The sequence below is a fragment of the Burkholderia crassaminum genome (genome assembly GCF_964265005.1).
Classification (GTDB): domain Bacteria; phylum Pseudomonadota; class Gammaproteobacteria; order Burkholderiales; family Burkholderiaceae; genus Burkholderia.
Genome location: NZ_OZ183800.1, coordinates 2,359,595 through 2,374,399, shown reverse-complemented (window position 1 = coordinate 2,374,399; position 14,805 = coordinate 2,359,595). Strand labels below are relative to the sequence as shown.

Genomic DNA, 14,805 nt, shown 5'->3' with positions numbered 1-14,805 from the left:
AATGGGTTTTTTCGCATCCGGCCTGCGCCGTGATGCGTTCTGCGTGGCATAATCGACCGCATCCGCAAGGCTTGTAGTCACAACGACCCCGCATACCCATGGCACAGACTCTCTACGACAAACTGTGGAACACCCACGTGGTCCACACCGAGGAAGACGGCACGACTCTGCTCTACATCGACCGTCAGCTGCTGCATGAAGTCACGAGCCCGCAGGCATTCGAAGGGCTGAAGATCGCGCAGCGTCCGGTGTGGCGCATCAGCGCGAACCTGGCCGTGTCGGACCACAACGTGCCGACCACCGATCGCAGCCACGGCATCGCCGATCCCGTCTCGAAGCTGCAGGTCGACACGCTCGACGCGAACTGCGATGCGTTCGGCATCACGCAGTTCAAGATGAACGACGTGCGCCAGGGCATCGTCCACATCATCGGGCCGGAGCAGGGCGCGACGCTGCCGGGCATGACGATCGTGTGCGGCGATTCGCATACGTCGACGCACGGTGCGTTCGGCGCGCTCGCGCACGGCATCGGCACGTCGGAAGTCGAGCACGTGCTCGCCACGCAAACCCTGCTGCAGAAAAAGAGCAAGAACATGCTCGTGAAGGTCGAGGGCACGCTGCCGCGCGGCTGTACCGCGAAGGACATCGTGCTCGCGATCATCGGCAAGATCGGCACGGCCGGCGGCACGGGCTACGCGATCGAATTCGGCGGCTCGACCATTCGCGCGCTGACGATGGAAGGCCGCATGACCGTCTGCAACATGGCGATCGAAGCCGGCGCGCGCGCGGGCATGGTCGCGGTGGACGACACGACGATCGATTACCTGAAGGGCCGTCCGTTCGTGCCGACCGGCGCGGAATGGGATCAGGCCGTCGAATACTGGCGCCAGTTCAAGTCGGACGAAGGCGCGCAGTTCGATCGCGTGGTCGAGCTGAACGCAGCCGAGATCGTGCCGCAGGTCACGTGGGGTACGTCGCCGGAAATGGTCACGTCGATCGACGGTCGCGTACCCGATCCCGAGCGCGAGAAGGATCCGGTCAAGCGTGACGCGATGGAGCGTGCGCTGGCCTACATGGCGCTCGAGCCGAACACGCCGATCGAATCGATCAAGGTCGACAAGATCTTCATCGGTTCGTGCACGAACGCGCGAATCGAGGACATCCGCGCAGCCGCGTACGTCGTGAAGAAGCTGAACCGTCGTGTCGCGTCGAACGTGCGGCTCGCGATGGTCGTGCCGGGCTCGGGCCTCGTGAAGGCGCAGGCCGAGCGCGAAGGGCTCGACAAGGTGTTCACGGATGCCGGCTTCGAATGGCGCGAGCCGGGCTGCTCGATGTGCCTCGCGATGAATGCCGACCGGCTGGATCCGGGCGAGCGCTGCGCGTCGACGTCGAACCGCAACTTCGAAGGCCGGCAGGGCGCGGGCGGTCGCACGCACCTCGTGAGCCCCGCGATGGCGGCAGCCGCGGCCATCGAAGGTCACTTCGTCGACATTCGCCAGCTGGGGTAACGCGTGACGGCATCGAAGGTCATTGCGCGGCTGGTTGCCGCGCTGGCGCTGGCGGGGCTGGGTTTCGGCCTCGCGGGCTGCAACACCGTCCAGGGCTTCGGGCAGGACGTCAACGCCGCCGGCAGCGCGATCAAGCGCGCCGCGGAATGACGCGGCCCGACGAGGATTTGTCGATGTGCGCCGGCTGAACGCCGGCCCTTCAACCGGATAGACGGATCATGGAAAAATTCACTGTGCATACCGGCGTCGTGGCGCCGCTCGATCGCGAGAACGTCGACACTGACGCGATCATCCCGAAGCAGTTCCTGAAGTCGATCAAGCGCACGGGCTTCGGTCCGAACGCGTTCGACGAATGGCGTTACCTCGATCACGGCGAGCCGGGCCAGGACAACTCGAATCGTCCGCTGAATCCCGACTTCGTGCTGAACCAGCCGCGCTACCAGGGCGCATCCGTGCTGCTCGCGCGCAAGAACTTCGGCTGCGGCAGCTCGCGCGAGCACGCACCGTGGGCGCTGCAGCAGTACGGCTTCCGCGCGATCATCGCGCCGAGCTTCGCGGACATCTTCTTCAACAACTGCTACAAGAACGGCCTGCTGCCGATCGTGCTGACCGAGCAGCAGGTCGATCACCTGTTCAACGAGACGGTTGCGTTCAACGGTTTTCAACTGACGATCGACCTCGACGCGCAGGTCGTGCGCGCGGGCGACGGCCGCGAGTATCCGTTCGAGATCACCGCGTTCCGCAAGTACTGCCTGCTGAACGGCTTCGACGACATCGGCCTCACGCTGCGCCATGCGGACAAGATTCGCCAGTTCGAAGCGGAGCGCCTCGTGAAGCAGCCGTGGCTCAACACCAAGCTGGTCGGCTGATCGTGCCTTTCGGGCGGGCGCGCCGGCGGCGCGTTCGCCGGCCTGCCTCCATAAAAACCTACCCAGTCAGGAATTTCGCATGAAGATTGCAGTGCTGCCCGGCGACGGCATCGGTCCGGAAATCGTCAATGAAGCCGTGAAGGTGCTGAACGCACTCGGCGAGACGTTCGAACTCGAACAGGCGCCGGTTGGCGGCGCGGGCTACGAGGCAAGCGGTCATCCGCTGCCGGACGCGACGCTTGCGCTCGCGAAGGAAGCCGACGCGATCCTGTTCGGCGCCGTGGGCGACTGGAAGTACGACTCGCTCGAGCGCGCGCTGCGCCCCGAGCAGGCGATCCTCGGGCTGCGCAAGCATCTCGAGCTGTTCGCGAACTTCCGCCCGGCGATCTGCTATCCGCAGCTCGTCGATGCATCGCCGCTGAAGCCCGAGCTGGTCGCGGGCCTCGACATCCTGATCGTGCGCGAACTGAACGGCGACATCTACTTCGGCCAGCCGCGCGGTGTGCGCGCTGCACCGGACGGCCCGTTCGCGGGCGAACGCGAAGGCTTCGACACGATGCGCTATTCGGAACCGGAAGTGCGCCGCATCGCGCACGTCGCGTTCCAGGCTGCGCAAAAGCGCGCGAAGAAGCTGCTGTCGGTCGACAAGGCGAACGTGCTCGAAACGTCGCAGTTCTGGCGCGACGTCATGATCGACGTGTCGAAGGAGTACGCGGACGTCGAGCTGTCGCACATGTACGTCGACAACGCGGCGATGCAGCTCGCGAAGGCGCCGAAGCAGTTCGACGTCGTCGTCACCGGCAACATGTTCGGCGACATCCTGTCGGATGAAGCGTCGATGCTGACGGGCTCGATCGGCATGCTGCCGTCGGCGTCGCTCGACAAGAACAACAAGGGCCTGTACGAACCGTCGCACGGTTCGGCGCCGGACATCGCGGGCAAGGGTATCGCGAACCCGCTCGCGACGATCCTGTCGGCCGCGATGATGCTGCGTTACTCGCTGAATCGTGCGGAGCAGGCCGATCGCATCGAGCGCGCGGTGAAAACGGTGCTCGAACAGGGCTACCGTACGGGCGACATCGCGACGCCGGGTTGCCAGCGCGTCGGCACGACGGCGATGGGCGACGCGGTGGTCGCGGCGCTGTAACGCAATCATGTAGAAAGGGCGCGAACGGGCCGCGAATTCGGCCGGTTCGCGTGTGGTTGGCCGTTGTGCGGGCAACCGGCTTTGTGTAGACTCGAACGATGGCGCTTATTTCCCTGATCTCCCCGGTCTTGAAACTCCACGGCAACACAGCCCGTGTGGGTGCGCGCGCCATCGTCATCACGAAAACCATTACCACGAAAACGATCATTAAACGCTGATCGTCCGTCGTGCCCGCCTATTTCCCCGCGCGGTCACACCGGGGACGGAATGGCGGGGAAGCTCCATCAAAGGGTTAGTCATGAACGTAGGTCTCGTAGGTTGGCGCGGCATGGTCGGCAGCGTCCTGATGCAGCGCATGCAGGAAGAGGGCGATTTCGACCTGATCGAACCGGTGTTTTTCAGCACCAGCAACACGGGCGGCAAAGCGCCGTCGTTCGCGAAAAACGAGACTACGCTCAAGGACGCCACCAACGTCGACGAGCTGAAGAAGTGCGACGTGATCATCACGTGCCAGGGCGGCGACTACACGAACGACGTGTTCCCGAAGCTGCGCGCGGCCGGCTGGAACGGCTACTGGATCGACGCGGCATCGTCGCTGCGGATGAAGGACGATGCGGTCATCATCCTCGATCCGGTCAACCTCGACGTGATCAAGGACGCGCTCGTCAAGGGCACGAAGAACTTCATCGGCGGTAACTGCACGGTCAGCCTGATGCTGATGGCACTCGGCGGCCTGTTCCGCGAGAACCTCGTCGACTGGATGACGGCGATGACCTACCAGGCCGCATCGGGTGCGGGCGCGCAGAACATGCGCGAACTGCTCGCGCAGATGGGCACGCTGAACGGTGCGGTTCAGGCGCAGCTCGCCGATCCGGCTTCCGCGATCCTCGACATCGACCGCCGCGTGCTGGCCGCGATGAACAGCGACGCGATGCCGACCAGCAACTTCGGCGTGCCGCTCGCCGGCTCGTTGATCCCGTGGATCGACAAGGATCTCGGCAACGGGATGTCGAAGGAAGAGTGGAAGGGCGGCGCGGAAACCAACAAGATCCTTGGCAAGCCGGCCATGGGCGAGCCGGGTTCGATCCCGGTCGACGGCCTGTGCGTGCGGATCGGCGCAATGCGCTGCCACTCGCAGGCGCTGACGATCAAGCTGAACAAGGACGTGCCGCTCGACGAGATCAACGGCATCCTCGCATCGGCGAACGACTGGGTGAAGGTTGTGCCGAACGAGCGTGAAGCGTCGATGCGCGACCTGTCGCCGGCGAACGTCACCGGCACGCTGACGGTGCCGGTTGGCCGCCTGCGCAAGCTCGCGATGGGTGGCGAATACCTGTCGGCATTCACGGTCGGCGACCAGCTGCTGTGGGGTGCGGCCGAGCCGCTGCGCCGCATGCTGCGCATCCTGCTCGACAAGTAAGCTTGGGTGTCCGGCCCGCGATACGCGGGCCGCGTTGCACAAGATGGCGCGCCGCGTCGGCCTTGACGATATCAAGGCTGGCGCGGCGCGTTTTTCATGGCTGGATCAGCGCAGGTTCAGCAGCGTCTGGTCGACGGTCTGCTGGGTCTTGATCGTCTGCGCGTTGGCCTGGTAATTGCGCTGCGCGGTGATCAGGTTCACGAGCTCGGTCGTCAGGTTGACGTTCGAGTTCTCCAGCGCGCTACCTTGCAGCGTACCGTGGTTCGTACTGCCCGGCGCGGAGATCTGCGGCACGCCCGACGCGGCGGACTCCGCATACTGGTTGCCGCCGATGTTCACGAGCCCGTTCGGGTTGTTGAAGTTCGCGAGTGCGATCAGGCCGAGCACCGCGCTCTGGCCGTTCGAGTAGTTGCCGGACAGCTTGCCGTCGGCGCCGATCGAGAATGTCGTCAGCGTGCCGCTCGCGAAGCCGTCCTGCGCGAGGTTGGTCACGCCGTCCTTCCCGCCGAACTGCGTCGTGCCGCCCAGGTCGAGCGTCAGGTTCTGCGGATTGGCGCCGCCCGTCGTGTTGGGGATCGAGAACGCGAACTGACCGAGGCTCGGCGTCGGCTGGCCGGTTGCGGCCGACGTCGTCGAGCTGATCCGGCCCGATGTGTCGAACGTGACGGTGCCGAGATTCGTCGGCGTCTGGCCCTGCACGCCCGCGTAGGCTTGCCACGTGCCGGCTGCGCTCTTCGCGAAATACATCGTGACCTGTTGCGAGCCACCGAGCGTGTCGTAGACCTGGACCGACGAATTGTAGTTGTACGTCGTGTTGTCGCTCGCATTGAACGGCGTCTTGGCCGGAACCTTGTCCTGCGAGTTCAGGTTGAACTGGCCGGTGATCTTGTTCGTGGCCCGCGGCGCGAAGTTGTTGGTCGGCGCCTGCAGCGGCACGGTCGACGCGGTGTTGATCGCGCCGTCTGCGCCTGCCGCATAACCCATCAGGTTGCGGCCTTGCGAGTCGATGATGGCGCCGTTCTTGTCGCGGTGGAACGTGCCGTCACGCGAGTATGTCGTCACGCCGTTACTCGACATCTGGAAGAAGCCGTTGCCATTGATCGCGACGTCGAGCGACGACTTCGTCGTATTGATGCCCCCCTGGCTGAAATTCTGCTGCACCGACGCGAGCCGCGTGCCGATGCCGATCTGTGTATTGACCGACGTCGCGACCGAATTCGCGTACATGTCGGCGAAGTTCGCGCGACCCTCCTTGAACCCGGTCGTGTTTGCGTTCGCGATGTTGTTACCGATCACGTCGAGATTGTTCGACGCGCCGGCCAACCCGCTCAAACCCTGTTGATAGCCCATGTTCGATCCCCGTAACGAGCTGGTGAGTGAATGCAGTCGTGCGACTGCGCGATGCCTCCCTGGCACCTCGCGACGTCAGCCCGGCCGACCGCGTGCCCGCCTTTCCGGCAGGTGCGAGCGCGATGGTCGAATTGCGCCGATTCTTGTTTGAAGACGATCGTAGCGACAGCAGTTATTCGATCTGTGTAATTTTGTGTAATGTAATTGAATTACTGGCGAAATGATTGATTTCGTATGAGCAATGAGGCGGGGTTGAGGGCGTAGAGCCTTGTGTGGCGGGGGTTTCGGGGTGTAAATGTTCAATTCGACGATAAGAGAGGGGGATTGGCCTCTTATCGATCAATTGAAATTTATTTGAATGGGATTGGTGGCGGGCGGGATTTATTTTGATTGGCGGTTGCTAATCCATTAACGGCAGGCAGCGCGAATTATTAAGCAAATGTGCCCGATTCTCCGGTCGTGACGCGGCATCGAGCCCCGGCTTGTGCAGACCGCCTGGCGAGCGGGCAAAGGCCGCGTCGCTCGTTCGGGATGCGATGCGGCCGGGCGGTTTTTTCAGCTGAGGGCGGTGTGCTTCCGATCGATCGGGAGCGCTGGTCGCACCGTGTACGCCCGGGCATCGGCGCGGCCCGGGTGCCGGCCGCGCCGACGCGCGAACGCGACCGGTTGCACCCATCGGCGACGAATTCGGCCCGAACCTGATCGCGTGAAGTAAACTACGCGGTTACGACGCACAGACCCGCCGAAAGCGTCGCGTTCCACGCGACGCTTTTGCATTTCTGCGGCAATTTTATTGACGCTTTCAACCGCGAATCCGAGCCGCGCCCGCGCGCGGCGATAGAGCCAACGATGTCCCGAATTTCCTTGTTTCCGCGTCAGTCCCGTCTGTCGCGCGCCGTGCGTGGCGCGCTGGCGATCCTGGCGCTCGGCGCAACCGCATCGGCCTGGGCGGCCGGCACCGGCGAACTGCCGGCGTCCGCTGCCGGCGGCGCAGTGCCGCTTACCGTGACGGTCCAGCCCGGCCAGTCGCTGAACGACATCGCGAAAGCGGCCACGCAGTCGCGCGATCCCGGTGTGCTCGCGCGCGCCGGCCGCGCGCTGTTCGACGCCAATCCGCAGGCGTTCATGAAGCACGACGCGAGCCGCCTGAAAGTCGGCGCGACGCTGAACGTGCCGGCGCTCGACGCGACAGGCGCGGCACTCGTGCCGGCCGGCGCATCGGGCGCATCGGGTGCGGCGGCAGCGTCCGCGCCCGCCGCGGCGTCCAGCGGCACGCCGGTCGCGCAGCATGGTGCGTCCGCGCCGCATCCGGGGTCGACTCCCGGGGCAACCGTGCCATCCGCGCCGGTGGCGCCGGCCGTGCATGCGGCTCCGGTGAGCGGCGCGAGCGTCGCGACAGCCACCGGCGCATCGGCATCGATCGGCGCTTCGGCTGCGCACGGTGCATCGGCTGTCGACAGCACGCAGACGGCAGCGCCCGTTGCCGGTGCAAGCGGTCCCCACGTGTGGAGCGGCACGATCCAGTCAGTGCCGTCGTCAGCGAGCGGTGTCGCGCTCCCGCCTGCAGCAGGCAGCCAGGTTTCGGGCATGAACGAACCGGCCGGGGCGGCGCCTGTCACGGGCGCGTCGCAGCCGCAGCCGCGGCCGTCGAGCCTGCAGCAACTGCTGGCGTTGAAGAACCGTGTGCTGATGGAATTGCAGAAGCACGGCATCGGCAAGCCGGCCACGACGAACGCGGTCGCGCCGGCTCCGGCGCCCGTCGCGCTGCGTCCGGCCGCGAACGATGCGGCCGCGTCCTCTGCCGCGCCGACGGCAGGCGAAACCGCGTCCGGCGTCGCCGCCAGCGCGGTGCAGCCGGCATCGGTATCGGCGCCCACACAACCGGCCGCGCCGGTGGCGGTTCCTGCACGCCGTACCGAGCAGATGGACTGGCGTCCGGTCGCGGTGGCCGGTGCGGCCGTGATTGTCCTTGCGGCAGGTTTCGCGTGGCGCAAGCGCCGGAACGGCCGACGCAAGGAAGAAACGGGTGATGCGGGTACGGGCGCGACGGCTGCCGCGGGTACGGATGCGACGGCTGCTGCGGCCGCAGCGGGCGGTACCGCGGCTGCGACGACAGAAGTCGAAGCCGCGCCGTCTTTCGAACCGGAACTGCCGATCCGGCCCGAGATGCCGGTTGCACGCGACGCGGCTTCCGACTTGAGCCTTGCCGCGGCGACTGCTGCAGCGGCGGAGACGGTCGATACGGTCGAGACGCCGGATACGGATGAGACGCCGGCACCGGAAGAGGCGAAGCTGCATGACGAGCAACCCGAATTGCCGGTCGCGCATGCCGTAGTGCCGCCCGCGAGCGAGGTGGCTCCGGTTCCGGTTCAGCACGATGCCGAGCCGGTAGAGGCGGTCGCTGCCGAAAAGCCGGGGGAAAAGCTTGCCGAGGCGCCGATCGCACCCGCGGCCGCCGACGTGCAGCACGCGGCGCTGATGCAGAACGCGATCAGCGCGCTCAACAGCCTCGACATGCCGCTGCCGCCGCGCATGCCGGACGAGTCGTCGCTGACGGCGGACGAGTCGGCCGCGCGGGCAGGGCAGTCCGACACCGAGATAACTGCAACTAACGGTCAAGTCGATCCGCGCCAGCCGATTGGCGCGATCGATCCTGCCGTGCACCACCCGGCCGACCAGGACGACGAGTTCGATTGGGAGCCGGACATGGCGACGCCTGCCGGCCAGGCGGGCGGCCCGTTCGCGACGTCGTCGCTGCCGCCGCTCGGCGGCGCGCAGTTCGGCGCGCTGAAGCTCGACTTCGATCTCGACTTGCCGCCCACGCCGGGAGCCGCTTTACCGGCGCTGACGCCGGACGAGCTCGCCCGCATCGCGCGCAACAAGCTCGACCTCGCGGCCGAATACGTGGAGCTGGGTGACCTGTCCGGCGCGCGGACGCTGCTGCAGGAAGTGGTCGACGCGAACGACACCGCGACGCGCGACGACGCACGTGCGCTGCTCGCGAAGCTGGCGGACGAGGCGTGATGCGGATCGCGCTCGGCGTTCAGTATGACGGCACGGCGTTCTGCGGCTGGCAGGCGCAGCCGCACGGCAAGACCGTGCAGGATCGGCTCGAGCGTGCGCTGGCCGAGTTCGCGCGCGTGCCGCTGCATACGACGGTGGCTGGGCGGACCGATACAGGCGTGCACGGGCTCGGGCAGGTCGTGCACTTCGATACCGACCTGGATCGCGAGGTTTTCTCGTGGGTGCGCGGCACCAACGCGTTCCTGCCGCCGACCGTGGCGGTGCAGTGGGCGAAGCCGATGCCGGAGACGTTCCACGCGCGTTTCTCGGCGTTCGAGCGCACCTATTACTACGCGCTGTACGTGCATCCCGTGCGCTCGCCGATGCTGGCGGGGCGCGCGGGCTGGATCCATACGCCGCTCGACGACGACGCGATGCGCGCCGCCGCCGCGCACCTGATCGGCGAGCACGACTTCTCGTCGTTCCGGTCGTCGGAATGCCAGTCGAAGACGCCGGTCAAACACCTGTACCAGATCGACGTGCGGCGCGTGGGCCATTTCATTCATTTCCGGTTCCGCGCCAACGCGTTCCTGCACCACATGGTGCGCAACCTGATGGGCTGCCTCGTCGCGGTCGGTCGCGGCCGCTATCCGGCCGACTGGCTTGCCGGCGTGCTGGCCGGGCGCGACCGCAACCTTGCGGCCCCCACGTTCATGGCCGACGGGCTGTATCTCGCCCACGTCGGCTACCCGGCGGAATTCGCCGTCCCGCCCGCGCAGCTCGGCAGCGTGCCGTGGAGCAGCGTCTGGGCCGATCTGGACCCTCAATCATGATGGATCACGCCGTGTCTCCTTCGACCCCCGCCGCGGCCGGCCTGCCGCCGCGCACGCGCATCAAGCTATGCGGGCTGTCGCGTCCCGAGGACGTGCTGCACGCGGCGGCGCTCGGCGCCGATGCGATCGGCCTCGTGTTCTATCCGAAGAGCCCGCGCGCGGTGACGATCGCGCAGGCGGCGGAGCTGGCGCGCCTCGCGCCGCCGTTCGTGTCGGTGGTCGGGCTGTTCGTGAATGCGACCGAAGCCGAGATCGAGGCCGTCGTGCGCGACGTACCGCTCACGCTGCTGCAGTTCCATGGCGACGAGACGCCCGAGCAGTGTGACGCACTCGGCCGCGCGGCACGCCTGCCGTGGTTGCGCGCGGTGCGCGTCGGCCCCTCGACGCAATCGGCCGATTTGGTAGAATCGGGTCTTCATTATTCGAAAGCGCGCGGCCTCCTGTTCGACACCCTGGTGCCGGATTACGGCGGTAGCGGCAAGGTCTTCGATTGGTCTCTTATTCCCGCAGAGCTCGCGCATCGGGCCGTTTTGAGTGGTGGCTTGAGCGCGCAAAACGTCGGTGATGCGATTCGCCAGTTGCGCCCGTTTGCTGTCGATGTCTCGAGTGGCATCGAAGTGGAGGGCGCGAAGGGCGTGAAGGATCACGCCCGGATGGCGGCGTTCGTACGCGCGGTGCGCGAAGCGGACGCCGGGTGATGCAAGCCGGTGCGGCCCCGAAAGCGGGGCGCACCGACCGATCGAGAGAGACACCATGTACAACCTTCCTGATGATCGCGGCCACTTCGGCCCGTATGGCGGCGTGTTCGTCGCCGAGACGCTGATTCACGCGCTGGACGAACTGCGCGCGGCGTATGAAAAATTCCAGAACGAGCCCGGTTTCGTCGCCGAATTCGAGCGCGAGCTGAAGCATTTCGTCGGCCGCCCGTCGCCGATCTATCACGCGCAGCGCTGGAGCGAGACGCTCGGCGGCGCGCAGATCTACCTGAAGCGCGAAGACCTGAACCACACGGGTGCGCACAAGATCAACAACGTGATCGGCCAGGCGCTGCTCGCGAAGCGCATGGGCAAGAAGCGCGTGATCGCCGAGACGGGCGCCGGCCAGCACGGCGTCGCGACCGCGACGATCTGCGCCCGCTTCGGGATGGAGTGCGTCGTCTACATGGGTTCGGAAGACGTGCGCCGTCAGGCTGCGAACGTCTACCGGATGAAGCTGCTTGGCGCGACCGTCGTGCCGGTCGAATCGGGTTCGCGTACGCTGAAGGACGCGCTGAACGAAGCGATGCGCGACTGGGTCACGAACATCGAGAACACGTTCTACATCATCGGCACGGTCGCGGGCCCGCACCCGTACCCGATGATGGTGCGCGACTTCCAGCGCGTGATCGGTGACGAGTGCAAGGTGCAGATGCCCGAACTCGCGGGCCGGCAGCCGGACGCGGTAATCGCCTGCGTCGGCGGCGGCTCGAACGCGATGGGCATCTTCTATCCGTACATCGACGACACCTCGGTGCAGCTGATCGGCGTCGAAGCGGCCGGCGACGGCCTCGACACGGGCCATCACGCGGCGTCGCTGATCGCCGGTAGCCCGGGCGTGCTGCACGGCAACCGCACCTACCTGCTGCAGGACGACGACGGCCAGATCATCGAGACGCATTCGGTGTCGGCGGGCCTCGACTATCCGGGCGTCGGCCCCGAGCACGCGTGGCTGAAGGACAGCGGCCGGGCGCAGTACGTCGGCATTACCGACGAGGAAGCGCTGAAGGCGTTCCACGACTGCTGCCGGATCGAGGGGATCATTCCCGCGCTCGAGTCGAGCCACGCGATCGCGTATGGCGTGAAGCTCGCGCCGACGTTGCCGAAGGACAAGATCCTGCTCGTCAACCTGTCGGGCCGCGGCGACAAGGACATGCATACGGTCGCCGAGCGATCGGGCATCGAGCTCTGACCCCGACCGATGCGTGACCTGATCGAAGAACCGGGCGGCGGTGCCGCGAGCGAGGCGGGGGCGGTTCAGCCCGCCGCTGCCGTGCCGCGCGCGCTGCCGTCCGGGATTGAACTGCATAACCGCGATTTCCTGACCGATGCCGCGCACCTGCCGGACGCGTCGATCGACCTGATCGTCGCCGATCCGCCGTACGGGCTCGGCAAGGACTACGGCAACGACTCGGACAAGCGCTCGGGCGACGATTTTCTCGCGTGGACACGCGAGTGGCTCGAGATCGCGATTCCGAAGCTGAAGCCGAGCGGCTCGATGTACATCTTCTGCACGTGGCAGTACGCGCCGGAAATCTTCAGTTTCCTGAAGACGCAACTCACGATGGTCAACGAGATCATCTGGGACCGGCGCGTGCCGAGCATGGGCGGCACGACGCGCCGTTTCACGTCGGTGCACGACAACATCGGCTTTTTCGCGGTTTCCAAGGCGTATTACTTCGATCTCGATCCGGTCCGCATCCCGTACGACGCCGACACGAAGAAGGCCCGCTCGCGCAAGCTGTTCGAAGGCAGCAAGTGGCTGGAGATGGGCTACAACCCGAAGGACGTCTGGTCGGTCTCGCGCCTGCACCGGCAGCACGCGGAGCGCGTCGATCACCCGACCCAGAAGCCGCTGGAAATCATCGAGCGGATGGTGCTCGCAAGCTGCCCGCCGGGCGGCCGCGTGCTCGATCCGTTCATGGGCAGCGGCACGACCGCGGTGGCCTGCGCACGGCAGGGGCGCGACTTCGTCGGCTACGAGATCAACGAAAGCTATTGTGCGATCGCGCACGAGCGCGTGAACGCGCTCGCTGCGCCGGCGTGCGCGTGAATCGCGCAGCCGCGTCGCCGAAGCATTGAGGAAAATTGCCATGTCCCGTATTCAGCAAACCTTCGCCGCACTCGCCGAACAAGGCCGTAAGGGCCTGATCCCGTTCATCACGGCCGGCGACCCGGATCCCGCCAAAACCGTCGAATTCATGCACGCGCTCGCCGAAGGCGGCGCGGACGTGATCGAACTCGGCGTGCCGTTCTCGGACCCGATGGCCGACGGCCCCGTGATCCAGCGCTCGTCGGAACGCGCGCTCGCGCGCGGCGTCACGCTCAAGAGCGTGCTCGCCGACGTGAAGCGCTTTCGCGAAATCGACCCCAAAACGCCCGTGGTGCTGATGGGCTATGCGAACCCGATCGAGCGGATGGGCGTCGACACGTTCGCTGCCGAAGCGCAGGCGGCCGGTGTCGACGGCGTGCTCGTTGTCGACTATCCGCCGGAAGAGGCGGGCGTGTTCGCCGAGAAAATGCGCGCCGCGCAGATCGATCCGATCTTCCTGCTCGCGCCCACGTCGACCGACGAACGTATCGCCGACGTCGGCAAGATCGCGAGCGGCTACGTGTATTACGTGTCGCTCAAGGGCGTGACCGGCGCAGGAAATCTGGATGTTTCGAGCATTGCGGGTAAAATCCCGGCCATCAAGTCGCGTGTGCCGGTTCCGGTCGGCGTCGGCTTCGGTATCCGCGACGCCGAAACGGCGCGCGCGGTGGCCGAAGTGTCGGACGCGGTCGTGATCGGCAGCCGCCTCGTGCAGCTGCTCGAAAGCGCTGCGCCGGAGGGTGCCGCCGCCGCGCTGAAGACTTTCATTGCCGAGCTGCGCGCCGCCCTGGACGGCGCGGGCAAGACGGCGCGATAAACACAACACAGGAAGCGGGAACGGGCCATGCGGCCCGGCCCGCCACGGAACAGGAAACCATACGATGAGCTGGCTCGACAAACTGTTGCCGCCGAAGATCAAGCAGACCGACCCGAAAAGCCGCAAGGGTATTCCGGAAGGCCTGTGGGTCAAGTGCCCGTCCTGCGAGGCCGTGCTGTACCGCAACGACGTGGACGCGAACCTGCACGTGTGCCCGAAGTGCGATCACCACATGCGCATCGGCGCGCGTGAGCGCCTCGACGGGCTGCTCGATCCGGAAGGCCGCTACGAGATCGGCCAGGAAATCGTGCCGGTCGATACGCTGAAGTTCAAGGACAGCCGCAAGTACCCCGATCGTCTGAAGGAAGCGATGGACGACACGGGCGAAACCGACGCGATGGTCGTGATGGGCGGTGCGATCCACACGCTGCCGGTGGTCGCGGCCTGCTTCGAGTTCTCGTTCATGGGCGGCTCGATGGGCTCGGTGGTCGGCGAGCGCTTCGCACGCGGCGCGCAGAACGCGCTCGAACAGCAGGTGCCGTTCATCTGCTTCACCGCTTCGGGCGGTGCACGGATGCAGGAAAGCCTGCTGTCGCTGATGCAGATGGCGAAAACCACCGCGATGCTGACCAAGCTGGCCGAAGCGAAGCTGCCGTTCATCTCGGTGCTGACCGACCCGACGATGGGTGGCGTGTCGGCGAGCTTTGCATTCCTCGGCGACGTCGTGATCGCCGAACCGAAGGCGCTGATCGGCTTCGCCGGCCCGCGCGTGATCGAGCAGACGGTCCGCGAGAAGCTGCCGGAAGGCTTCCAGCGCGCTGAATTCCTGCTGACGACGGGCGCGATCGACATGATCGTCGACCGCCGCAAGATGCGCGACGAGATCGCGCAGTTGCTCGCGCTGCTGCAGCGACAGCCGGCCGACGCGCTGGCTTGACCGGCGCAAGGTTGTGAACTCTGCGCGTCGCCTGGCTTCAGCGTCAGGCGGCGCGCTTCGTTTTTTGGCGTAGT

The 14,805-nt window shown here is 66.2% G+C and carries 14 protein-coding genes; 13 read left to right on the top strand and 1 reads right to left on the bottom strand.

Annotated elements, in window-relative coordinates; genetic code table 11:
• Nucleotides 1-98 precede the first annotated feature (98 nt).
• The 5 genes from leuC (at nt 99) to asd (ending at nt 4,944) form a co-directional block, all read left to right on the top strand.
• Complete coding sequence (leuC, locus tag ACPTTF_RS27605) at nt 99-1,508, top strand: 3-isopropylmalate dehydratase large subunit (protein WP_166953683.1); 1,410 nt, start codon at nt 99-101, stop codon at nt 1,506-1,508.
• Nucleotides 1,509-1,511: 3 nt separating this feature from the next.
• Nucleotides 1,512-1,658 carry an entericidin A/B family lipoprotein gene (locus tag ACPTTF_RS27600; protein WP_166953681.1) on the top strand — a complete coding sequence of 49 codons (147 nt, stop codon included), beginning with the start codon at nt 1,512-1,514 and terminating at the stop codon, nt 1,656-1,658.
• Nucleotides 1,659-1,726: 68 nt separating this feature from the next.
• Nucleotides 1,727-2,377 carry a 3-isopropylmalate dehydratase small subunit gene (gene leuD, locus ACPTTF_RS27595; protein ID WP_166953679.1) on the top strand — a complete coding sequence of 217 codons (651 nt, stop codon included), beginning with the start codon at nt 1,727-1,729 and terminating at the stop codon, nt 2,375-2,377.
• A 79-nt stretch (nt 2,378-2,456) separates the two neighbouring features.
• The gene (gene leuB, locus ACPTTF_RS27590) at nt 2,457-3,524 is read left to right on the top strand and encodes a 3-isopropylmalate dehydrogenase (protein ID WP_166953663.1); all 1,068 of its coding nucleotides are present in this window, start codon (nt 2,457-2,459) and stop codon (nt 3,522-3,524) included.
• A gap of 298 nt (nt 3,525-3,822) precedes the next feature.
• Entirely contained in the window at nt 3,823-4,944 is a 1,122-nt protein-coding gene (asd, locus tag ACPTTF_RS27585) for an aspartate-semialdehyde dehydrogenase (protein WP_226116299.1), read from the top strand.
• A 105-nt stretch (nt 4,945-5,049) separates the two neighbouring features.
• Here the strand turns inward: asd and flgE are convergent, their stop codons facing one another.
• The gene (flgE, locus tag ACPTTF_RS27580) at nt 5,050-6,294 is read right to left on the bottom strand and encodes a flagellar hook protein FlgE (protein WP_423369016.1); all 1,245 of its coding nucleotides are present in this window, start codon (nt 6,292-6,294) and stop codon (nt 5,050-5,052) included.
• 26 nt (nt 6,295-6,320) lie between these two features.
• On the opposite strand from flgE, the gene ACPTTF_RS27575 reads away from it, so the two are divergent.
• The 8 genes from ACPTTF_RS27575 to accD all read left to right on the top strand — a co-directional run bounded on the left by ACPTTF_RS27575 (nt 6,321) and on the right by accD (nt 14,731).
• Nucleotides 6,321-6,518 carry a hypothetical protein gene (locus ACPTTF_RS27575; protein WP_423369015.1) on the top strand — a complete coding sequence of 66 codons (198 nt, stop codon included), beginning with the start codon at nt 6,321-6,323 and terminating at the stop codon, nt 6,516-6,518.
• 625 nt (nt 6,519-7,143) lie between these two features.
• Entirely contained in the window at nt 7,144-9,318 is a 2,175-nt protein-coding gene (locus ACPTTF_RS27570) for a FimV/HubP family polar landmark protein (RefSeq protein ID WP_423369014.1), read from the top strand.
• Complete coding sequence (gene truA / locus ACPTTF_RS27565; RefSeq protein WP_423369013.1) at nt 9,318-10,130, top strand: tRNA pseudouridine(38-40) synthase TruA; 813 nt, start codon at nt 9,318-9,320, stop codon at nt 10,128-10,130. The genes ACPTTF_RS27570 and truA overlap by 1 nt, the downstream gene beginning before the upstream one ends.
• Nucleotides 10,127-10,828 carry a phosphoribosylanthranilate isomerase gene (locus tag ACPTTF_RS27560; protein WP_423369892.1) on the top strand — a complete coding sequence of 234 codons (702 nt, stop codon included), beginning with the start codon at nt 10,127-10,129 and terminating at the stop codon, nt 10,826-10,828. The genes truA and ACPTTF_RS27560 overlap by 4 nt, the downstream gene beginning before the upstream one ends.
• Nucleotides 10,829-10,883: 55 nt before the next feature.
• Complete coding sequence (gene trpB / locus ACPTTF_RS27555; RefSeq protein WP_166953653.1) at nt 10,884-12,077, top strand: tryptophan synthase subunit beta; 1,194 nt, start codon at nt 10,884-10,886, stop codon at nt 12,075-12,077.
• A 9-nt stretch (nt 12,078-12,086) separates the two neighbouring features.
• A complete protein-coding gene (locus ACPTTF_RS27550; protein WP_423369012.1) occupies nt 12,087-12,938 on the top strand; it encodes a DNA-methyltransferase in 852 nt (283 codons plus the stop codon).
• Between the two features lie 40 nt (nt 12,939-12,978).
• Nucleotides 12,979-13,794: a tryptophan synthase subunit alpha gene (gene trpA, locus ACPTTF_RS27545; RefSeq protein WP_423369011.1), complete on the top strand. Its 816-nt coding sequence runs from the start codon at nt 12,979-12,981 to the stop codon at nt 13,792-13,794.
• A gap of 64 nt (nt 13,795-13,858) precedes the next feature.
• A complete protein-coding gene (gene accD / locus ACPTTF_RS27540; protein ID WP_166953647.1) occupies nt 13,859-14,731 on the top strand; it encodes an acetyl-CoA carboxylase, carboxyltransferase subunit beta in 873 nt (290 codons plus the stop codon).
• Nucleotides 14,732-14,805 lie beyond the last annotated feature (74 nt).

Coding starts and splice junctions, on each gene's coding strand:
- leuC (WP_166953683.1), top strand. CDS start 99: ATGGCACAGACTCTCTACGACAAACTGTGGAACACCCACGTGGTCCAC.
- leuD (WP_166953679.1), top strand. CDS start 1,727: ATGGAAAAATTCACTGTGCATACCGGCGTCGTGGCGCCGCTCGATCGC.
- leuB (WP_166953663.1), top strand. CDS start 2,457: ATGAAGATTGCAGTGCTGCCCGGCGACGGCATCGGTCCGGAAATCGTC.
- asd (WP_226116299.1), top strand. CDS start 3,823: ATGAACGTAGGTCTCGTAGGTTGGCGCGGCATGGTCGGCAGCGTCCTG.
- flgE (WP_423369016.1), bottom strand. CDS start 6,294: ATGGGCTATCAACAGGGTTTGAGCGGGTTGGCCGGCGCGTCGAACAAT.
- ACPTTF_RS27570 (WP_423369014.1), top strand. CDS start 7,144: ATGTCCCGAATTTCCTTGTTTCCGCGTCAGTCCCGTCTGTCGCGCGCC.
- truA (WP_423369013.1), top strand. CDS start 9,318: ATGCGGATCGCGCTCGGCGTTCAGTATGACGGCACGGCGTTCTGCGGC.
- ACPTTF_RS27560 (WP_423369892.1), top strand. CDS start 10,127: ATGATGGATCACGCCGTGTCTCCTTCGACCCCCGCCGCGGCCGGCCTG.
- trpB (WP_166953653.1), top strand. CDS start 10,884: ATGTACAACCTTCCTGATGATCGCGGCCACTTCGGCCCGTATGGCGGC.
- ACPTTF_RS27550 (WP_423369012.1), top strand. CDS start 12,087: ATGCGTGACCTGATCGAAGAACCGGGCGGCGGTGCCGCGAGCGAGGCG.
- trpA (WP_423369011.1), top strand. CDS start 12,979: ATGTCCCGTATTCAGCAAACCTTCGCCGCACTCGCCGAACAAGGCCGT.
- accD (WP_166953647.1), top strand. CDS start 13,859: ATGAGCTGGCTCGACAAACTGTTGCCGCCGAAGATCAAGCAGACCGAC.